Genomic DNA, 21180 nt, shown 5'->3' on the forward strand with positions numbered 1-21180 from the left:
CTCCCCGGGTCCGTGAGGACGGTGCTGATGCCCGCGTCGCCTGTGCGTCCCGGTGCTTCTCCCGTGCAGCAGCAGGGTCTGTACGACCCGGCTGCCGAGCACGACGCCTGCGGTTTCGCGTTCGTCGCGACGCTGCGGGGTACCCCCGGCCGCGACATCGTCGACGCCGGTCTGACCGCCCTGCTCAACCTCGACCACCGCGGCGCGGTCGGTGCGGAGGAGAACAGCGGCGACGGGGCCGGCATCCTGACGCAGATCCCGGACGCGTTCCTGCGGGACGTCGTCGACGCCGAGCTGCCCCCGGCCGGCCGGTACGCGATCGGCATGGCGTTCCTGCCGCAGGACGACGAGGAGCGCGCCGTCGCGGTGCGCGCCGTCGAGGCGATCGCGGCCGAGGAGAAGCTCGACGTGCTGGCGTGGCGCGACGTGCAGGTGACGGCCGACCTGGTCGGCCCGACCGCGCGCTCGTCCATGCCGGTGTTCCGCCAGCTCGTGGTGGCGGACCCGTCGCGCGAGCTCGCCGGCATCGAGTTGGACCGCCTGGCCTTCCGGCTGCGCAAGCGCGCCGAGCGCGAGCTGGGTGTCTACTTCGCCTCGCTGTCGGCCCGCACGCTGTCCTACAAGGGCATGCTCACCACGGGTCAGCTGGAGCCGTTCTTCGCGGACCTGTCGGACCCGCGGTACGCCTCCGAGATCGCGCTGGTGCACTCGCGGTTCTCCACCAACACGTTCCCGTCGTGGCCGCTCGCGCAGCCGTTCCGGATGATCGCCCACAACGGCGAGATCAACACGGTGCGCGGCAACCGGAACTGGGTGGCGGCGCGCGAGGGCACGCTGCAGTCGGACCTGCTGGGCGACCTGGCCCCGCTGCTGCCGGTGTGCACGCCGGGCGGCTCGGACTCGGGCTCGTTCGACGAGGTCCTCGAGCTGCTGCACCTGGCGGGGCGCTCCCTGCCGCACGCGATCATGATGATGATCCCGGAGGCCTGGGAGAACCACGCGCAGATGGACCCGGCGCGGCGGGCGTTCTACGAGTACCACGCGTCGCTGATGGAGCCGTGGGACGGCCCGGCGGCGATGACGTTCACCGACGGCACGCTCATCGGCTCGGTGCAGGACCGCAACGGCCTGCGCCCCGGCCGGTTCTGGGTCACGGAGGACGGCCTCGTCGTCATGGGCTCCGAGGCGGGCGTGCTCGACCTCGACCCGGCGACGATCGTCCGCAAGGGCCGCCTCGAGCCCGGCAAGATGTTCCTGGTCGACACGAACCAGGGCCGGATCGTCGAGGACGACGAGATCAAGGCGCAGCTCGCCGCGCAGCGGCCGTACGCCGAGTGGGTCCGGGAGAACTCGGTCTACCTGGAGCAGCTGCCCGAGCGCGAGCACATCGCGCACTCCTCGGCCTCGGTGCGCCGCCGGCAGCGGACCTTCGGGTACACCGAGGAGGAGCTGAAGATCCTCCTGACGCCCATGGGCGCCTCCGGCGCGGAGCCGCTGGGCGCGATGGGCTCGGACACCCCCGTCGCCGTGCTGTCCCAGCGGCCGCGACTGCTGTTCGACTACTTCACGCAGATGTTCGCGCAGGTGACCAATCCGCCGCTGGACGCGATCCGCGAGGAGCTGGTCACGTCCATCGGCGGCGCGATCGGCCCCGAGCCGAACCTGCTGGACGACACCCCGCTGCACGCGCGCAAGCTCGTGCTGCCGTTCCCGGTGCTCGACAACGACGGCCTGGCGAAGATCGTCAAGATCGACAAGGACCCCGCGATGGCGGGCGTGTTCCGGTCGACGATCGTCCGCGGCCTGTACCGCGCGGCGGGCGGCGGCGAGGCCCTCGAGCAGCGGCTCGAGGAGATCTTCGCCGAGTGCGACCAGGCGATCGCCGACGGCGTGAGCTTCCTCGTGCTGTCCGACCGCGACTCCGACGCGGACCGCGCGCCGATCCCGTCGCTGCTGCTGCTCTCGGCCGTGCACCACCACCTGCTGCGCCGGCACACCCGGACGCAGGTGTCTCTGGTCGTCGAGGCCGGCGACGTGCGCGAGGTGCACCACGTCGCGCTGCTCATCGGCTACGGCGCGGCAGCCGTCAACCCGTACCTCGCGATGGAGACCGTCGAGGACCTGGCCGCCAACGGCTACCTCGCGGGCGTCGCGCCGGAGCAGGCCGTCAAGAACCTCATCAAGGCGCTCGGCAAGGGCGTCCTGAAGGTCATGTCCAAGATGGGCATCTCGACCATCGCGTCGTACCGCGGCGCCCAGGTGTTCGAGGCGATCGGCCTGTCCCAGCCGCTCGTGGACCGGTACTTCACCGGCACCACCAGCCGGCTCGGCGGCATCGGCCTGGACGTCATCGCGGCCGAGGTCGCGGCGCGGCACAACGACGCGTACCCGGCCAACGGCAACCGCCTGGCGCACCGCCGCCTCGCGACCGGCGGCGAGTACCAGTGGCGCCGGGACGGCGAGGAGCACCTGTTCGACCCGGAGACCGTGTTCCGGCTGCAGCACTCCACCCGCACGCGGCAGATGGACGTGTTCCGCGACTACACGCACCGGGTGAACGAGCAGTCGTCCCGCCTGATGACGCTGCGCGGGCTGCTGGAGCTGAGGACCGGCGAGCGGACCCCCGTGCCGGTCGACGAGGTCGAGCCGGTCAGCGAGATCGTCAAGCGGTTCAGCACCGGCGCGATGTCCTACGGGTCGATCTCGGCCGAGGCGCACGAGACGCTCGCGATCGCCATGAACCGGCTCGGCGCCAAGTCGAACACCGGCGAGGGCGGCGAGGACCCGGACCGCCTGCACGATCCCGAGCGGCGCTCGGCGATCAAGCAGATCGCGTCCGGCCGGTTCGGCGTGACGTCGGAGTACCTGACGTTCGCGGACGACATCCAGATCAAGCTGGCTCAGGGCGCCAAGCCGGGCGAGGGCGGCCAGCTGCCCGGCCCGAAGGTGTACCCGTGGGTCGCGAAGACCCGGCACTCGACGCCGGGCGTCGGCCTGATCTCGCCGCCGCCGCACCACGACATCTACTCGATCGAGGACCTGGCGCAGCTGATCCACGACGCCAAGAACGCGAACCCGCGGGCGCGGATCCACACCAAGCTCGTCAGCGAGTTCGGCGTGGGCACCGTGGCGGCGGGCGTGGCCAAGGCGCACTCCGACGTCGTGCTCATCTCGGGCCACGACGGCGGCACCGGCGCCTCGCCGCTGACCAGCCTCAAGCACGCGGGCACCCCGTGGGAGATCGGCCTGGCCGAGACCCAGCAGACCCTCGTGCTCAACGACCTGCGCGACCGCGTCGTGGTCCAGGTCGACGGCCAGCTCAAGACCGGCCGCGACGTCATCATCGGCGCGCTGCTCGGCGCCGAGGAGTTCGGCTTCGCGACGGCGCCGCTGGTCGTGTCGGGCTGCATCATGATGCGCGTCTGCCACCTCGACACCTGCCCCGTGGGCGTCGCGACGCAGAACCCCGACCTGCGGTCCCGGTTCACCGGGAAGCCGGAGTTCGTGGTGACGTTCTTCGAGTTCATCGCGCAGGAGGTCCGCGAGCTGCTCGCGGAGCTCGGGTTCCGCAGCATCGAGGAGGCCGTCGGCCACGTCGAGCTGCTCGACTCCCGCAAGGCCGTCGAGCACTGGAAGGCGCAGGGCCTCGACCTGACGCCGGTGCTCGCCGTCCCCGAGCCGCTGCCCGGCTCCGCCCTGCACCACGTGCAGGACCAGGACCACGGCCTCGACCGCGCGCTGGACAACCAGTTCATCGCGATGGCGTCGGACGCCCTGGAGGACGCGCGCCCGGTCCGCATCGAGCTGCCGGTGCGCAACGTCAACCGCACCGTCGGCACGATGCTCGGCCACGAGGTCACCCGCCGGTACGGCGGCGCGGGCCTGCCGGACGGCACGATCGAGGTCGCGCTCACCGGGTCGGCCGGGCAGTCGTTCGGCGCGTTCGTACCGCGCGGCATCACGCTGCGTCTCGAGGGCGACGCGAACGACTACGTCGGCAAGGGCCTGTCCGGCGGCCGGATCGTCGTGCGGCCCGACCGCAACGCGGTGCTGAGCGGCGAGCACAACGTCATCGCCGGCAACGTCATCGGCTACGGCGCCACGTCGGGCGAGATGTTCCTGCGCGGCGTCGTGGGCGAGCGGTTCGGCGTCCGGAACTCCGGCGCGACGCTGGTCGTCGAGGGCGTGGGCGACCACGGCTGCGAGTACATGACCGGCGGCACCGTCCTGGTGCTCGGCCGGACCGGCCGCAACTTCGCGGCGGGCATGTCGGGCGGCACGGCCTACGTGCTCGACCTCAAGCCCGAGCGCGTCAACGTCCAGGCCGTCGCGGCGGGCGAGCTGGGGCTCGACCCGCTCGACGACGAGGACGCGGCGCTGGTGACCGACCTGCTGCGGCGGCAGGCGGAGGAGACCGGGTCGCGCGTCGCGGCCGAGCTCCTCGCCGACCCCGCGGCGACCCGCGCCCGGTTCACCCGGGTGCGGCCGACCGAGTACTCCCGCGTCCGCGCGGCGCTGGCGAAGGCGGAGGCCGACGGCCTCGACCCGAGCGCGCCCGGCGTGTGGGAGGGCATCCTGGAGGTGGCTCGTGGCTGACCCCCGCGGCTTCATGAAGGTGCGGGAGCGCGAGCTGCCCGCCAACCGTCCGGTGCCGCTGCGGCTCATGGATTGGCGTGAGGTGCACGAGCACCGCAGCGCCGCCGACGACCCGCAGTCGGCGACCCTGCTGCACCAGCAGTCGGGCCGCTGCATGGACTGCGGCGTCCCGTTCTGCCACAACGGCTGCCCGCTGGGGAACCTCATCCCCGAGTGGAACGACCTGGTGTGGCGGGGCCAGTGGGCGGACGCGATCGAGCGCCTGCACGCCACGAACAACTTCCCGGAGTTCACGGGCCGGATCTGCCCGGCCCCGTGCGAGTCGGCCTGCGTGCTGGGGATCAACCAGCCCGCGGTGACGATCAAGAACATCGAGGTCTCGATCATCGACGAGGCCTTCGACCGAGGCCTGGTGCACCCGCAGGTGCCGCAGCGCCTGTCCGGGCACACCGTCGCCGTGGTCGGCTCGGGCCCCGCCGGGCTCGCGGCCGCCCAGCAGCTGACCCGCGCCGGGCACACCGTCGCGGTGTACGAGCGGGACGACGCGATCGGCGGCCTGCTCCGGTACGGCGTGCCGGACTTCAAGCTCGAGAAGCGGCACATCGACCGCCGGCTCGAGCAGATGGCCGCCGAGGGCACCCGGTTCCGCCCGAACGTCGCGATCGGCCGGGACATCACCTGGGCGCAGCTCCGGTCCCGGTACGACGCCGTCGTGGTCGCGACCGGCTCGACCGTGCCGCGCGAGCTGCCGCTGCCCGGCCGCGACCTGGCCGGCATCCACCCGGCGATGGAGTACCTGTCCCGGTCGAACAAGCTCGTCGCGGGCCAGGACGTCCCGGACGCCATCGACGCGGCGGGCAAGCACGTCGTCGTCATCGGCGGCGGCGACACCGGCTCGGACTGCGTCGGCACCGCGCTGCGCCAGGGCGCCGCGTCCGTCACGACGCTCGCCATCGGCAAGCAGCCGCCGACCGAGCGGCCGGCGAACGCGCCGTGGCCGACCGACCCGGTGCTGTTCGAGGTCTCGTCCTCGCACGAGGAGGGCGGCCGGCGCGACTACCTCGCGTCGACCGTCGCGTTCCTGGGCGACGAGTCCGGCCGGGTCACGCACTTGCGGCTGGCGACCACCGAGTACCTGCCCGACGGCCGCCGCGTCCCGACGGCCGGCACCGAGCGGGACATCCCGGCGGACCTGATCCTCATCGCGATGGGCTTCACCGGCCCGGAGACCGAGGAGCTCGTCGGCCAGGCCGGCGTGGACCTGACGGCCCGCGGCACCGTGGCGCGGTCGGACGACTTCGCCACCAACGTCCCCGGTGTGTTCGTCGCCGGCGACGCGGGCCGCGGCCAGTCGCTCATCGTGTGGGCCATCGCCGAGGGCCGCGCCGCGGCCGCCGCGGTGGACACCTACCTGGGCGGCAGCACCGAGCTGCCCGCGCCGGTCACGGCGGGGACGGTGGCGCTCCGGGCCTGAGTCCGCGCCACGCCGGTCCGCCACGACGCCCGCCCGCCCCGCACCCGGGGCCGGCGGGCGTCGTGCGTGCGGGACGTCCGGCCCACCCGGTCGCCGGGCGCGGCGCCTAGCGTCACCGGGCATGGCCGACCCCAAGGGCTTCCTCACCCACCGCGCGCGCGAGACCCCGCCGAACCGCCCCGTGCCGGTGCGGCTCCTGGACTGGCGGGAGGTGCACGGCCACCGCGCCGGGCACCCCGAGGACGTGGCGCGCGTCCAGCGCCAGGCGTCCCGGTGCATGGACTGCGGGGTGCCGTTCTGCCACCACGCCTGCCCGCTCGGGGCGCTCGCGCCCGAGTGGAACGACCTCGCCTGGCGCGGGCAGTGGGCCGACGCCGCCGAGCGGCTGCACGCGACGCACGCGTTCCCGGAGATCACCGGCCGGGTCTGCCCGGCGCTGTGCGAGGCGTCCTGCGTCCTCGGCCTGCACGACGAGGCGGTGACGATCCGCGAAGTGGAGCTCGCGGTGGCGGAGGAGGCGTTCGACCGCGGGCTGGTCGCGCCGCAGGTGCCGCAGCGGCTCACCGGGCAGACCGTCGCCGTGATCGGGTCCGGCCCGGCGGGGCTCGCGGCCGCGCAGCAGCTGACCCGGGCCGGGCACACCGTCGTCGTCCACGAGCGCGCCGACGCGCCGGGCGGGCTGCTGCGGTACGGCATCCCGGAGTACAAGCTGGAGAAGCGCGTCCTGGACCGCCGGCTGGACCAGCTGCGCGCGGAGGGCACGCGGTTCCGGTGCGGGGTCGACGTCGGGGTGGACGTCACGGGGGAGGAGCTGCGGGCGCGGTTCGACGCCGTGCTCGTGTGCGTCGGCTCGACCGTGCCCCGCGACCTGCCCGTCCCGGGCCGGGACCTCGCGGGCGTGCTGCCGGCGATGGACTACCTGGTCCCGGCCAACCGCGCCGCCGCGGCGGGCGGGGAGCCGGTGCCCGGCCAGCCGCTCGCGACCGGGCTGGACGTCGTCGTGATCGGCGGCGGGGACACCGGGGCCGACTGCCTCGGGACGGCCCTGCGGCAGGGCGCGCGGTCGGTCACGCAGCTGGAGATCATGCCCGAGCCGCCGTCCGCCCGCCGGGACGCGGACCCGTGGCCGGTGTGGCCGCTGCTGCTGCGCGTCTCCTCGGCCCACGAGGAGGGCGGCGAGCGCGCGTACGCGGTCACCACCGAGGAGGTGCTGGGCGACGCCGACGGCCGGGTCCGGGCGCTGCGGGTGCGCGACGTCCGGGTGGTGGACGGCCGGCCCGAGCCGGTGCCGGGCACCGACCGCGAGCTGCCGGCGCAGCTCGTGCTGCTCGCCCTGGGGTTCACGGGGCCGGAGCCCTCGCCCCTCCTGACGCAGCTCGGACTGGTGATCGGCGGGCGACGAACGGTCGAACGTCACGCGAACTTCGGGACCGAGGTCCCGGGTGTCTACGTGGCGGGGGACGCCGGCCGGGGCCAGTCGCTCGTGGTCTGGGCCGTGGCGGAGGGTCGGGCCGCCGCGGCGGCCGTAGACTCTGACCTGTCTGGCAGCACCGCCCTGCCTGCTCCGGTCACCGCGAGCACCGTGGCGATGCGTCCGTAGACCATCAACCGCGCACGTCCGGCGGGCCCGGCCCACCAGGACGTTCGGTCCGAACCGTCTGTCACGAAAGGCCTAGGCTTTCCCCCATGCGTAGAGCGAAGATCGTCTGCACCATCGGCCCCGCCACGGAGTCCGCCGAGCAGATCCAGGCCCTTGTCGACGCCGGGATGGACGTGGCGCGGCTGAACCGCAGCCACGGCGACACCGAGGTGCACGAGCGCGTGTACAACAACGTGCGCGCCGCCGCGAAGGCCTCCGGCCGCTCCGTGGCCGTCCTGGTCGACCTCCAGGGCCCGAAGATCCGCCTCGGCCGGTTCGTCGAGGGCAAGCACTACCTCAACGAGGGTGACACCTTCACCATCACCACCGAGGACGTGCCGGGCACCAAGGAGCTCGTCTCCACCACCCACAAGGGCCTGGCCGGCGACGCCCGCGTGGGCGACCCGCTGCTGATCGACGACGGCCGCGTCCTCGTGCGCGTCACCGCCGTCGAGGGCCCGCGCGTCGTCACCCGCGTCGAGGTGGCCGGCCCGGTCTCCAACAACAAGGGCATCAACCTGCCCGGCGTGGCCGTGTCCGTGCCCGCCATGAGCGACAAGGACGAGGAGGACCTGCGCTGGGCCCTCCGCGTCGGCGCCGACATCATCGCCCTGTCCTTCGTCCGCAACGCCGCCGACTACGACGACGTCCGCCGGATCATGGAGGAGGAGGGCCGGGTCGTCCCGGTCATCGCCAAGGTCGAGAAGCCGCAGGCCGTCGAGGCCCTGGCCGAGATCGTCGACGCGTTCGACGGCATCATGGTCGCCCGCGGCGACCTCGGCGTCGAGCTCCCGCTGGAGCAGGTGCCGCTGGTGCAGAAGCGCGCGGTCGAGCTGGCCCGGCGCAACGCCAAGCCGGTCATCGTCGCCACCCAGGTGCTCGAGTCGATGACCAACAACCCGCGCCCGACCCGCGCCGAGACCTCCGACTGCGCCAACGCGGTGCTCGACGGCGCCGACGCGGTCATGCTGTCCGGCGAGACGTCCGTGGGCGAGTACCCGATCGAGACCGTGCGCACCATGGCGCGGATCATCGAGGCGACCGAGGAGCTCGGCCGGGAGCGCATCGCCCCGCTCGGCTCGACCCCGCACACCCGCGGTGGCGCGATCACCCGCGCGGCGGCCGAGATCGGCGAGACCCTCGGCGTGAAGTACCTCGTGACCTTCACGCAGTCCGGCGACTCCGCGCGCCGCATGTCCCGCCTGCGCTCGTCCATCCCGCTGCTGGCGTTCACCCCGCAGACCTCGGTCCGCAACACCCTGTCGCTCAGCTGGGGCACGCAGACGTACGAGGTGCCGCAGGTCGAGCACACCGACGCGATGGTCCAGCAGGTCGAGTCCACCCTGCGCGCGCAGGGCCTCGCCGAGGTGGGCGACTACGTCGTCGTCGTGGCCGGCACGCCGGTCGGCGTCGTCGGGTCGACCAACTCGATCATCGTGCACAAGATCGGCGACGACGCCTCGGGCCGCGTGGCCTGACGTACCGCGTCCCGCACGTCGAGGGGCCCCGCAGCGCACGCGCGCCGCGGGGCCCCTCGCGCGTGCTGCGCCGCGCCGCGCCGCCGAGTCTCCGTTCCAGGCCTCTGCCCGAGGGCGCGGTCGCAGGCGTGATGTGGAGACTCGACGCTGCGGCGGGCGCGTGCCGGGGTGGGACCGACGGCCCTGGTGTTCAGGTCCGGGACGGTGTTGCGTGGAGCGCATGACCTCCCACCGCGCGGTGCGCGCGCTCGCGATCGCGGCCACGGCGGCCGTCGGCTACTCCCTCGCCCGCGGGAAGGCGCTGCACTGGGGCGCGTCCCAGGTGGAGCGCTCGGTGGGGCTGCCCGGTGACGACCTGGTCCCGGACGCGGATCTGGTCGCGACCCGGGCGATCACCGTGCGCGCCCCGGCCGAGCGGGTGTGGCCCTGGCTGGTGCAACTGGGCCAGGGGCGCGGCGGCTTCTACAGCTACGACGCGCTGGAGGGCCTGGTCGGCCTCGGCATCACGAGCGCCGACCGGATCGAGCCGCGCTGGCAGGAGCTCGCGGTCGGCGACGAGGTGCGGCTCGCCCCCCAGGTCGGCCTGGCGGTCGCGGTGCTCGACGCGCCGCACGCGCTCGTGCTGCACGGGGCGGGCCCGTCGCTGCCGGACGAGGACGTGCCGCCGTTCGACTTCGCGTGGGCGTTCGTGCTGCGGCCGGGGCCGATGCCGGGCAGCTGCCGCCTGGTCGTGCGCGAGCGGTACGGGTACCGGGAGCCGTGGGCGCGCTGGATGGTCGAGGGCGTGTCCTGGGTCAGCCTGCTCATGACCGAGCGGATGCTGCGCGGCGTGCGGGACCGCGCGGAGGCCGCCGGGGACTGAGCCCGGCGCGGGCCGGGCGCCGCCCCGCGCGCACGTGTCACCACCTCGGCATACGGTCGTGAGGACCGGCGACGAGGGCCGCCCGCGCGGCGGCCGGCGAGGGGAGTGCGTGTGGACGGCGTGGCGGTGCTGCAGGACGGGTTCGGCCGGATCGGCGACCTGGTGCACGGGGTGCTCGACGGGCTGGGGGAGGACGAGCTCACGGCCCGGCTCGGGCCCGAGGCGAACACGATCGCCTGGCTGGTGTGGCACCTGGCCCGGGTCGAGGACGCGCAGGTGGCCGACGTCGCCGGCACGGAGCAGGTGTGGACGGCCGACGGCTTCGCCGAGCAGTTCGGCCTGCCGTTCGACACGGACGCGACCGGCTACGGCCAGGGCCCGGACGAGGTGGCGCAGGTGCGCGTCGAGGGCGGCCTGCTGCGCGCCTACGCGGACGCGACCCGCGCCGCGACCGACGCCTACCTCGGCCGGCTGTCCGAGGAGGACCTGGGCCGTGTGGTCGACGAGCGCTGGGACCCGCCGGTCACGGTCGGCGTGCGGCTGGTGAGCGTCCTCGGCGACGTGCTGGAGCACGCGGGGCAGGCGGCGTTCATCAAGGGCGTGGTGCGCTCCGGCAGCTGACCGGGCCCCGGCTCGGCGCGCGCGGCAGACTGTCCCGGTGCGCGTCGAGCCCGTCAGCCCCGAGGTCCTGGTCGAGCGGCTCGTGGAGCGGGTGGTCGACGGGCTGGCCGCGGCGCGCGCGGCGGACGGCCCGGACCGGCGCTGGCGGGTGCTGCTCGACGGGGCGCCGCCGACGGCCCCGGGCGCGCTGGCGGACGCGCTGGTCGAGCCGCTGCGCGCCCGCGGGCACGCCGCGGTCCGGGTGAGCGCGGGGGACTTCCTGCGCCCGGCGGGCGTGCGGTTCGAGCACGGGCGGCACGACCCGGACGCCCTGCTCGACGACGCCCTGGACTCCGGCGCGCTGATCCGCGAGGTGCTGGACCCGCTCGGGCCGGGCGGGGACGGCACCTACCTGCCCGCGCTGTGGGACGCGGCGCGCGAACGCTCGGCCCGCGCGACCCGGGAGCCGACCGCGCCCGGCACGGTGCTGCTGCTGGACGGCGGCCTGCTGCTCGGACGGTGGCTGCCCGCGGACCTGACCGTGCACCTCGCGGTTCGGCCCGACACCCTCGCGCGGCGCACGCCGCCCGCCGACGCGTGGCGGCTGCCCGCCGAGGAGCGGTACCGCGCGGAGGCCGAGCCGGAGCACACCGCGGACGTGGTCGTCCGGGTGGACGACCCGCGGCGACCCGGCTGGGTGCTCGAGCGCTGAGGCGGCCGGGCACGGGCGCCGGGCGCGCCGCGGGTCGGCGTCGTCAGCCCGCCTCGACCGCCGGCCGGACCGCGTGGGCGACGGCCCACTCCAGCGCCCGGTCCGCGACGGACTCCCAGCCCGGCTCGGCGCAGGTCCAGTGCGACCGGCCCGGGATCTCGACGTACTCGGTGACCGCGGGGGACCTGCCGTACTTCTTCGCGTTCCCGCGGTTCACCGACGGCGGCATGATGTGGTCCTCCCCGCCGGCGAGGAACAGCAGCGGCGCGCGGTCCGCGTCGTAGTCGACCCAGGTCTCCTGGTGGCCCGGCTTGAAGTTGGCGATCAGCCCGTACGCCCACAGCCAGGACCCCGGCGCCCCGATGGCGTACCGCTCCCAGGCGGCGTCGGAGTCCTCGCGGCTCAGCGTGTTGGCGAACGCGTAGTGGAACTGCTCGGGCGTGAACGACACGGCCTCGTGCCGGGTCGACGGGTGCGTGAACGTCGGCAGCAGCGCCCGCAGCTGGGACGGCGGCGTCACGTACACGTTCTCGGTGGGCGCCGAGTCGATGACGACCCCGGCGGCGCCGAGCCCGCGGGCGAGCAGCAGCTGGGTCAGGGTCCCGCCGAACGAGTGCCCGATGATGATGGGCGGCGCGTCGAGGCCCTCGATGATCCCGGCGAGGTGGTCGACGGTGTCGGGCACGGTGAGCGCGGCGATCACGGACGGGTCCGCGCGCAGGGCCTCGACCTCGACCTCGAAGCCCGGGTACGCGGGCGCGAGCACCCGGTAGCCCTTCGCCTCGTAGTACGGGACCCAGTGCTCCCACGAGCGCGGGGTCATCCAGAGGCCGTGCACCAGGACGATCGTGTCCGGGGCGCCGGCGGGCAGCGGTGCGGTCATGAGGTGCTCCCAGGGTGGTGGGGTGGTGGGACTGACGGTGAGCAGCCCGGCTGGGCGTGCCCGACGCGGGGGTCTCGCACGGTGGCACCCGGGGAGCGGGGCTCCCCGGCGGCATCATGGCGTGTCCCGGGTGCGCCGCGGAAGCCCCCGCGTCTGCCGAGACGGCACCTCTCGGCTGCGAGAAGGGCGCTGCGCACAGCCGAGAGGTGCCGTCTCGGCGGCGTCCGGGGCCGCGGAGGAGGATGCTGGTGGCAGGGCGAGCAGCCCGGGATCGCGAGGAGGCGGACGATGAACGCGGCGACGGTGCGGCGGCAGGGCCAGGGCGGGGGCGACGCCCCGAGCACCCCGGAGTACGACGCGTTCGGGCCGTGGGTGGACCCGGTGCGCACGGCGGAGGAGGTCCCGCCGCTCTACCGGGACCACCCGGTGGACCTGGCGGGGAGCCGGCTGGTGCTCAAAGTGCCCCGCGACATCGCCCGCCGGGACGCCACCCCCGACATGGACCTCTACGACCACCTGCTGGTACTCGGCCCGGACCGGTTCACCGCGCTGAGCCGGCGGACCGGTGGGGACACGGCAGCGCGGGGGCGCGCGGCCGCCCGGACCGCGGGCGGCCGCGGGTACGACGTGGTCGAGGTGCCGTACGACCAGGTCGCCGCCGTCGGGACGAGCGTCGACCTGCTGGACGGGCGGCTGACGGTGCACGCGCTCGCCGGCCCGTCGGTCGCGGTGCGGTTCAGCGGCTCGTCGGCCGACGTGGTCGAGGGGTTCGTCGACACGCTGCGCACGCTCGCCTGGCCCGTGCCGACGTCCGGCGACCCGGCCCCGCGCGACCCCACGGCCGGGGCTCCGGGGCTCGGTCGGCTCGACCGGCGGGCACTCGGGGAGAAGGAGATCGGCCTGGTGTCGGCGTACCGCGAGGTGGCGGACCGTGAGCCGGGGCTGCGCGCGCTCGCGGCGCACCCCCGGCGGACCGTGGTGCCGCTGCGCGGCGGGGTGTCCCGGGTCGTGCACCTGCTGCACCCGATGACGGTGCAGGCGGCCGTCGTCGCGTCGGACGGCCGCGAGCTGCAGGTCTTCGGCCGGCGCACCTGGCTCGCGCGCGGCCGCACGCCGGTGCACTCCGAGTCCCGGGTGGTGCTGCCGCTCGAGCGGCTCACGGACGTGCGCGCCGTGCCGCACCCCGTCTACGCGGGCGTCGTGGTCGTGACGCTGCGGTCCGGCGACGCGGCCCTGGACCTGCCGGTCCCGGCGGGCTCGGACGCCGAGCGCGTCCTGGCGGGCCTGCTGCGCTGACGCCGTGCGCTCCGTGCGGTGCGGTGGCAGCGTGGTCGCATGAGCGAGGACATCCCCGACAGCTTCGACCCGCAGCAGCCCGACGTGCCGACGCTCGACGTCGACCCGGACCCGCTGCCCGACGACCACGACGGCGAGGCACCGACCCGCGACGAGCCCGAGCACTGAGGGCACGCCGCGGGTCGGTCGGTCACACCGCGAGGGCACGCGCCTTCAGGCGGCCGAACTCCTCGGTGTCGATGACGCCCTGGTCCAGCAGGGCCTTGGCGTCCGCGATCTCGTCGGCCGGCGACCTGCCGGCCGTCTGGCGGATGTACGCGTCCGTCTCCCGGCGCGCGCTCGCGATCGCCGCCGCGTGCCGCTCCGCCATGCCCCGCCCGCGTGCGATGACGTAGACGAGCATGGACAGCCACGGCACCACGACCAGCGCGACGATCCAGAGCGCCTTCCACCAGCCGCTCAGGTCGCGGTCGCGGAACAGGTCGCCGCAGATCTGCCACAGCAGCACGAGGTAGGCGACGAACAGGAACCACCAGATCATCAGCCAGAACCAGTCCCAGAAGTCGTTCACGGTCCCACCTCTCGCTCGAGCCGCGGCCGACCGCGTCCGTGACCGGCCCGACGACCACGGTGCCGGGCCGCGACCTGCGGCGTCACACCCGTCAGGGGTGAGCCGGACCCCGACTACCCGCCTCGGGTGAGGCCCACCCGTCGTCGCCCCGACGACCGTGGTCGAGGGGGCGCCGCCGGGCGCCCACGCGGCGACGGGCGGGGACATGACGACGACCCAGGTGCCGGCGCGGGAGTGGCACGCCGCGACCGTGGCGGAGACGTGCGCGGCGTTCGGGGTCGACCCGGCGCGCGGGCTGACGGCGGCCGACGCCGCCGACCGGCTGCGGGAGCACGGGCCGAACGCCCTGGCGGAGGAGAAGCCCGAGCCGACGTGGCGCGCCTTCGCCCGGCAGTACGCCGACCTCATGCAGCTGGTCCTGGTCGGCGCCGCGGTGGTGAGCATGGTCGCCCTGCGCGACCTCGGCACCGGGCTGGTGATCCTGGGCCTCACGGTGGTCAACGCGCTCATGGGGCTGCACCAGGAGGGCAAGGCGGCCGAGAGCGTGGCGGCGCTGCGCACCATGCTGGTGATGACGGCCCGGGTGCTGCGGGACGGCCAGGTGCTGCAGGTGCCGGCCGAGCAGCTGGTGCCGGGCGACGTGGTCCGGTTCGAGGCGGGGGACAAGGTGCCCGCGGACGGCCGGCTCGTCGTCGCCGCGTCGCTCGAGATCGAGGAGGCCGGTCTGACCGGCGAGAGCACCCCGGTGCCGAAGTCGGTCGACCCGGTCACCGGCGACGCCGTCCCCCTGGGCGACCGCGTCGACATGGCCTACATGAACGCCCAGGTCACCCGCGGCCGCGGCGAGATGGTCGTGACGGCGACCGGCATGGCCACCGAGGTCGGCCGGATCTCCGGGATGCTCGGCGCGGTCGAGACCGACGAGACCCCGCTGACCCGCCAGCTGAACCGGCTGACGGTGATCATCACGCTGATGGCCGCGGTCGCCCTGGTGCTCGTGATCGTGCTCGGCCTGGCCCGCGGCGAGGACTTCGACACCCTGTTCCTCGTCGGCATCAGCCTGGCGGTCGCGGCGATCCCCACCGGCCTGCCCGCGGTCGTCACCATGCTGCTGTCGCTCGGCACCCGGGAGCTCGCGGGCGCCGGCGCGATCGTGAAGCGGCTGCGCTCGGTCGAGACCCTGGGGGCGACCTCGGCGATCTGCTCGGACAAGACCGGCACGCTCACGCTCAACCAGATGACGGCGCGGCGCCTGGTGCTCGCGGGCCGGCGCTACGGGGTCGACGGCGAGGGCTACGCGACCACCGGGCGGATCCTCGCCACGGGCGGCGGCCCCGAGGTCCGGCTGGAGCCGTTCCTGCTGCCGATGGCGCTCGCGAGCGACGCGACCGTCCGCGACGGCGACCTGGTCGGCGACCCGACGGAGGGCGCGCTCGTCGTGCTCGCCGCCAAGGGCGGGCTGGACGTCGAGGAGACCCGGCGGGCCTACCCGCGGGTCGCCGAGGTGCCGTTCGACGCGGCGTACAAGCTGATGGCGACGTTCCACGACGTCGAGGTGGACGGGGTGGCGGCGGTGCGCTGCTACGTCAAGGGCGCCCCGGACGTCCTGCTGGCGCGGGCGACGCACTACCGCGACGCCGACGGCAGCACCCGGCCGATCGGCGACCTGCGGGAGCGGGTCGAGGTGGAGAACGACGCGCTGGCCGGCGAGGGGATGCGGGTGCTCGCGCTGGCCCAGAAGGACGTGGGGCAGGCGGACCTCGCGGGGGAGCTGCTCGACCTGGTCGACGGCCTGGAGCTGCTCGCGCTGGTCGGGATCGTCGACCCGCCACGCAAGGAGGCCCGGGACGCGATCGCCGCGTGCAAGGACGCCGGCATCCGGGTCCGGATGATCACCGGCGACCACGTGACCACGGCCGCCGCCATCGCCGGGCAGCTCGGCATCGAGGGCCGCGCGCTGACCGGGGCCGAGTTCGCCGCGATGCCCGACGAGCGGCTGGAGGCCGAGGTCGACAGCATCGGCGTCGTCGCGCGGGTCGCCCCGCAGGACAAGGTCCGGCTGGTCGACGTGCTCAAGCGCCGGGGCCAGGTGGTGGCGATGACCGGCGACGGCGTGAACGACGCGCCCGCGCTGACCCGGGCCGACATCGGCGTGGCGATGGGGATCACCGGCACGGAGGTCACCAAGGACGCCGCCGAGATGATCCTGACCGACGACAACTTCGCCACGATCGTCACGGCCGTGGAGCGCGGGCGCGGGCTCTACGACAACCTCATGCGGTACATCCGGTTCCAGATGGTCGTGCTGATCGGGTTCATCCTCACGTTCGTGGGTGCGGGGGTGTTCACGATCGCCGGGGGCGTGCCGCTGTCCCCGCTGCAGATCCTCTGGGTCAACTTCGCGATCGACGTCGTCCTCGCGATCGGCCTGGGCTTCGACGCGCCCGCCTCCGACCTCATGCGCCGGCTGCCGCGCGCCGCGGACGCCCCCGTGCTCGGCCGCGCGCTGGGCGCCCGGCTCGCCGTCGACGGGGTGCTCGTCGCGGTCGCGGCGCTGCTCGTGGTCGCCTGGGCCGAGCCCCGGTACGGGCTGCTCGTCGCGACCACGATGGGGCTCACCGCGACCTCGCTGGTGCACGTCGTCGTCGCCGCCCAGTGGCGCGACCGGTACCGCAGCGTGCTGCGCGCGGAGACCGTGGCGAACGCCCGGTTCGTGACGCTGGTGCTGGTGGTGGTCGGGCTCACCGTCCTGGTGACGTCGATCCCGCTGCTGCAGCGGCTGTTCGGCACCACGGACCTGAGCCTGCAGCAGTGGGGCGTGTGCCTGCTCGCGGTGCTGGGGTACCTGGTCGTCGCCGAGGTCGCGCGGTGGGTCGCGCGGCTGGCGGCGCGGCGCGGCGGGGCCGAGGTCCCCGCCGGGGCCGCGGTCGCCGCGCCGGCGCGCACCCCGGTCCGGTGACCGCGCCGGCCGAGGCGCTCGGCCGCACGGAGCGCCGGCTGGCGGTGCTGCTCGCGCTGGCGATGTTCGTGCTCGTCGTCGACACCTCGCTGATGAACGTGTCCATCTCCGCGGTCGTGCGGGACCTGGGGACCACGGTGAGCGGGGTGCAGTCGGCGATCGCCCTCGAGGCGCTGGTGTCGGCGGCGTTCATCCTGGTGGGGAGCAAGGTCGGCGACCTCGTCGGCCGGCGGCGGGCGTACGTGCTCGGCCTGCTGGGCTACGCGGTCGGCGCGGCCGCGATGACCTTCGCGCAGGGCCTGACCGCGGTGGTCGTGCTGTGGGCGGTCGTCGGCGGGCTGGGCGCGTCGCTGCTGCTGCCCGCGATGCAGTCGCTGGTGCACGGCAACTTCACCGGCACCGCGCAGAAGAAGGTGTACGCGCTCGTCGGCGCCGCGGCGTCGATCGCCGCGGCGGTGGGCCCGCTGCTCGGCGGGTTCATCACGACCTACCTGTCCTGGCGGGTCGCGTTCGGGCTCGAGCTGGTCGTCATCGTCGTCGTGCTGTCCGGCATCCGGCTGGTGCGGGACGTGCCGTACACGGGGTCGCGCGAGGTCGACGTCGTCGGGGCGCTGCTGTCCGCCGCCGGCATGGGCGGGCTGGTGCTCGGGGTGCTCGCCTGGCAGGAGGGTGCGGAGTCCGTCGGGCTGCTGCTCGCCGTCGGCGTGCTGGCGCTGGGCGGCCTGGCGGCGTGGCTCCGGCGGCGCTCGCGCCGCGGGCGGGCGGTGCTCATCGACCCGGGGCTGTTCCGGGCGCCGCGGTTCCGGATCGGGGTCTCGCAGCAGCTGCTGCAGCAGGTCGCGCTCGGCGGGGCGATGATCGCGCTGCCGATCTTCCTGCAGATGGTCCTGGAGTACGACGCGATGGCCGCGGGCCTGTCGCTGGCGCCGCTGTCGCTCAGCATGTTCGTCGTCGCGCTCACGATGAGCCGGCGGGCCGGGCGGTGGCCGGCGCACCGGGTCGTGCTCGGTGGGTTCGGCCTGCTGGTCGCCGGCGTGGCGGTGCTGCTCCCCGTCGTGCCGCGCGCCGCGTCCGGGTGGGCGCTCGCCGGGCCGCTGGTCGTCGCGGGGTGCGGCCTGGGGCTGCTCGTCTCGCAGCTGAACGACTACACGCTGTCGCCGGTCTCGGAGGAGCGGGTCAGCGAGGCCGCCGGCGTGAACTCCGCCGGCGGGTCGTTCGGGCTGTCGTTCGGGCTCGCGCTCGCCGGCGCGGTGCTGCTGGCCACGCTGTCGGCCGGCTTCACCGCCCAGGCGCGCGCCAGCGACGTGCTCGCGCCGGCGGACCAGGAGCGGGTGGCCGCGGCGCTCGAGGAGGACGCCGAGCTGATGAGCACCACCCAGCTGGCGGCCCTGCTCGCCGACGAGCCGCCGGCCGCCGCCGCCGAGGTCGTGCGGATCAACGAGGAGGTGCGGCCGCGCGCCCTGCAGGCCGCGCTGCTGGTGCCGCTGGTCGCGGGCGTCCTGGGCGCGGCCAACGCGCTGCGCATGCGCCGCGCGGCCGCGACGCCGGCCCGGACCGCCTGACGCCGGACCGTCCGACCCGGCACCCGGGACGCACGCGACCCACCCGCGCCGGTGCGGTGCGGGTGGGTCGGTCGCAGGTGCGGTCAGGTCGCGAGGATGCGCGCCTTCTGGTCGGCGAACTCCTCCGCCGTCAGGACGCCCTCGTCCCGCAGCCGGGCCAGGTCGCGCAGCTGCGCGATCCGCGCGTCCGCGGCGTCCTGCGCCGGTGACCCCGCCGGCACCGCCGGGTACGGCGGCTCCTGGCTGTACCCCGGCGGGCCGTAGCCGGCCGGCACCGGTGTGGCGTACTGGGCCTGGGCGGCGCGCGCGTCCTGCTCCGCCCACCGCCCCTGCTGACGCCGCTGCACGCGGCCCGACACCGCGCTCGCGGTCCCGGCGATCACGGCCGTCCTGGCCACCCCTCGCAGCAGTCCGGGCATGGTCCCCCTCCTCGTCCCTGGTCCTCGTCCCGAGCAGTCCCGCGGCGCGACGGCGCCGCGTCAGTCCGTCGCGTCGAGCGCCGCCAGCAGCGCCTGCACCGGCACCCGGCCGCTGGCGACCAGCTGCCCGCCGCCGCGCCGCAGCGCCGTGGCGAACGGCGCCGCCCACGCGTTCTCGTACACCAGCACCCCGGCCGCCGCCCCCGGCGCGAGCGCCGCGGCCGCCTCGGCCAGGTCGTCGTCCCCGAGCAGCCCCGACGACGCGCCCTCGAGCACGGTGACGTCGAAGTCGCCGGTCGCGTCCAGCTCGCGCAGGTCGATGCCCGTCACGGTCCCGTCGTCGGCCTTGGCGACGAACGCCAGGTCGAGCACCCGGACGACGCCCCGGTCGACCAGGTCCATCAGCAGCGGGAACGCCTCTCCGTCCAGGCGGTTCTCCGGGAATTCGACGACCAGGTAGTCCACCGGGCCCATGTCCTCGATCGCGGTCTCCACGACTGCCTCCTGCGCTCCGCGGCGCCCGGTCGCCCCGGGCGGGTCCGCCCCCGCGGGCCCGGGTCCTACGGTCGTCGGCGCTGGTCGGGCGGGCATCACCCGCCGCGGGTGGAGCGCCCCGCGAGGCGCCCGGGCGGCCTCAGGACGGGGTCGCCGGCGGGCCTCACCCGCCAGGGATGGCTCGCCCCGGCACCCCTTCCGGCACCGCGACGGGCGGGTATACGTTGCGGCCATGGGCTCCCCAGGGAGGGGCGCCGGACGGGAACTGCGCGAGCCGCCGGGCAGGGGGACCCGGAGGCTCGACGTCCGGACGCCGGAGCAGCGCACCCTGCGGCCGTCGGCCGCGCGCACGGTGCGGCGCCCCGCCGTGGACAAGCTGCTCGACGCCGACGGGGACGGCCGGCTGACCGTCGTCGCGGCCGGCGCGGGCTGGGGCAAGACGACCGCCGTGGCGACCTGGGCCGCGGCGCGGCCGGGCCCGGTGGCCTGGCTGTCGCTGGAGCCGCGCGACACGGTGCCGCAGGCGCTCGCCAGCCGGGTGCTGGACGCCCTGCGGGCCAGCGGCGCCGTTCCGGCCGACCACCCGCTCGCCCGGCTGCGGGTGCCGCCCACCAGTACGCCGGCGTTCGTGGCGCGGTGGATGCGGGGCCTGGCGTCGCTGCCGGAGGAGTCGACGCTGGTCGTCGACGACCTGGACGTCGTGCGGCACCACACGGTGGTGCAGACCGTCCGGGACCTGCTCGCGGCGGACGTGCCGCTGCGGCTGCTGATCCTCAGCCGCTCGGAGCCGCCGGTCGGACGCCGCGGTGCCACCCTGCTCGCCGCGGAGGACCTCGCGTTCACCGCCGCCGACGTGCGCGCCCTCGGCGAGGTCGAGGGCGTCGACGTGACGCGCGAGCAGGCCCGGCTCGTCCTGGAGCGCACCGAGGGCTGGCCGACGGGGGTGCGGATCGCCCTGGGCCGGCTGGCCCGGCTGCAGGGGGTCGGCGAGCCGCCCACCGAGGACGACGTCGAGGAGGCGCTCGCCGACGACCGGGCGGTCGCCGACTACCTGGTCGACGAGGTGGTCGACCGGCAGCCGGGCGCGGTCCGCTCGTTCCTGCTCCGCTCCAGCGTCGTCCCGACGTTCAGCCCGGAGCTCGCCCGCGCGCTGAGCCCGGGCGCACCGTCCGACCGCCTGCACGACGCCCTCGCGGCGGCGCACGACTTCGTCGGGCCGGTCGCGCCCGCCGGGGCGTCGCTGCGCTACCACCCGCTGCTCCGGGAGATCCTGCACACGACGCTGCGGGTCCGCGACCCCGAGGGGCACCAGGACGCGCACGCCTGCGCGGCCCGGTGGCTGCTGCGGCACGGCGACCCGGTGGCCGCGCTCGACCACGCCACCGAGGCGGAGGACGGCGACCTCGTCGGCCGCGTGCTGGCCGAGGCCGCCGCCCCGCTGCTCGTCACCCCGAACCGCGAGGCGGTGCGCCAGGCGCTGCTCCGGCTGCCGTACGACGAGGCGCCCCCCGCCGCCTGGTCCGAGCTGTGCGCCGCGGCGCTCGCGCACGTGGACCGCGCGTACCCCGCGTGCCGCGCGCACGTCGCCCGGCTGCGGACGCTCGCCGCCCACGACGCCGCCCGCGCGGGCCGGC

General features: G+C 75.3%; 15 protein-coding genes and 1 pseudogene. 12 read left to right on the forward strand and 4 right to left on the reverse strand.

Annotated features, from left to right (window positions below; translation table 11 throughout):
* The first annotated feature begins 27 nt into the window (after positions 1-27).
* The 7 genes from gltB to KVT14_RS11430 all read left to right on the forward strand — a co-directional run bounded on the left by gltB (position 28) and on the right by KVT14_RS11430 (position 11361).
* Positions 28-4596, forward strand: a complete 4569-nt coding sequence (gene gltB, locus KVT14_RS11400; RefSeq protein ID WP_217615771.1) for a glutamate synthase large subunit — start codon at positions 28-30, stop codon at positions 4594-4596.
* The gene (locus KVT14_RS11405) at positions 4589-6070 is read left to right on the forward strand and encodes a glutamate synthase subunit beta (RefSeq protein WP_217615772.1); all 1482 of its coding nucleotides are present in this window, start codon (positions 4589-4591) and stop codon (positions 6068-6070) included. The genes gltB and KVT14_RS11405 overlap by 8 nt, the downstream gene beginning before the upstream one ends.
* Before the next feature lie 121 nt (positions 6071-6191).
* Complete coding sequence (locus tag KVT14_RS11410; protein WP_217615773.1) at positions 6192-7670, forward strand: glutamate synthase subunit beta; 1479 nt, start codon at positions 6192-6194, stop codon at positions 7668-7670.
* Positions 7671-7756: 86 nt separating this feature from the next.
* Positions 7757-9187: a pyruvate kinase gene (gene pyk, locus KVT14_RS11415; RefSeq protein WP_217615774.1), complete on the forward strand. Its 1431-nt coding sequence runs from the start codon at positions 7757-7759 to the stop codon at positions 9185-9187.
* Between the two features lie 220 nt (positions 9188-9407).
* The gene (locus KVT14_RS11420; RefSeq protein ID WP_217615775.1) at positions 9408-10049 is read left to right on the forward strand and encodes an SRPBCC family protein; all 642 of its coding nucleotides are present in this window, start codon (positions 9408-9410) and stop codon (positions 10047-10049) included.
* A 111-nt stretch (positions 10050-10160) separates the two neighbouring features.
* On the forward strand, positions 10161-10670 hold the full coding sequence (locus KVT14_RS11425; protein ID WP_210417337.1) for a DUF664 domain-containing protein: 510 nt from the start codon (positions 10161-10163) through the stop codon (positions 10668-10670).
* A gap of 37 nt (positions 10671-10707) precedes the next feature.
* Positions 10708-11361, forward strand: coding sequence for a uridine kinase (locus KVT14_RS11430; protein WP_217615776.1), 654 nt, complete (start codon positions 10708-10710; stop codon positions 11359-11361).
* Between the two features lie 43 nt (positions 11362-11404).
* Here KVT14_RS11430 and KVT14_RS11435 read toward each other — a convergent pair whose 3' ends face one another.
* Positions 11405-12244, reverse strand: a complete 840-nt coding sequence (locus KVT14_RS11435; protein ID WP_217615777.1) for an alpha/beta hydrolase — start codon at positions 12242-12244, stop codon at positions 11405-11407.
* Positions 12245-12532: 288 nt separating this feature from the next.
* On the opposite strand from KVT14_RS11435, the gene KVT14_RS11440 reads away from it, so the two are divergent.
* The gene (locus KVT14_RS11440) at positions 12533-13540 is read left to right on the forward strand and encodes a hypothetical protein (RefSeq protein WP_217615778.1); all 1008 of its coding nucleotides are present in this window, start codon (positions 12533-12535) and stop codon (positions 13538-13540) included.
* A gap of 39 nt (positions 13541-13579) precedes the next feature.
* A complete protein-coding gene (locus KVT14_RS11445) occupies positions 13580-13708 on the forward strand; it encodes a chromosome partitioning protein (RefSeq protein WP_147793669.1) in 129 nt (42 codons plus the stop codon).
* A gap of 22 nt (positions 13709-13730) precedes the next feature.
* On the opposite strand, the gene KVT14_RS11450 is transcribed toward KVT14_RS11445, so the two are convergent.
* Positions 13731-14111, reverse strand: coding sequence for an SHOCT domain-containing protein (locus KVT14_RS11450; protein WP_308161037.1), 381 nt, complete (start codon positions 14109-14111; stop codon positions 13731-13733).
* Between the two features lie 205 nt (positions 14112-14316).
* On the opposite strand from KVT14_RS11450, the gene KVT14_RS11455 reads away from it, so the two are divergent.
* Both KVT14_RS11455 and KVT14_RS11460 read left to right on the forward strand, forming a co-directional pair.
* Positions 14317-17070, forward strand: coding sequence for a cation-translocating P-type ATPase (locus KVT14_RS11455; protein WP_217615779.1), 2754 nt, complete (start codon positions 14317-14319; stop codon positions 17068-17070).
* 62 nt (positions 17071-17132) lie between these two features.
* Positions 17133-18632: an MFS transporter gene (locus tag KVT14_RS11460; protein WP_217615786.1), complete on the forward strand. Its 1500-nt coding sequence runs from the start codon at positions 17133-17135 to the stop codon at positions 18630-18632.
* An 83-nt stretch (positions 18633-18715) separates the two neighbouring features.
* Here the strand turns inward: KVT14_RS11460 and KVT14_RS11465 are convergent, their stop codons facing one another.
* Complete coding sequence (locus KVT14_RS11465) at positions 18716-19051, reverse strand: SHOCT domain-containing protein (RefSeq protein WP_166938190.1); 336 nt, start codon at positions 19049-19051, stop codon at positions 18716-18718.
* 60 nt (positions 19052-19111) lie between these two features.
* Positions 19112-19546: a DUF6325 family protein gene (locus tag KVT14_RS11470; RefSeq protein ID WP_308161038.1), complete on the reverse strand. Its 435-nt coding sequence runs from the start codon at positions 19544-19546 to the stop codon at positions 19112-19114.
* A gap of 367 nt (positions 19547-19913) precedes the next feature.
* Between KVT14_RS11470 and KVT14_RS11475 the strand changes: the two are divergent.
* Positions 19914-21180 (forward strand): annotated as a pseudogene (locus KVT14_RS11475) (hypothetical protein); the annotation flags it as partial.

It is taken from the genome of Cellulomonas sp. GbtcB1 (assembly GCF_019091725.1).
Taxonomy (GTDB): domain Bacteria; phylum Actinomycetota; class Actinomycetes; order Actinomycetales; family Cellulomonadaceae; genus Cellulomonas.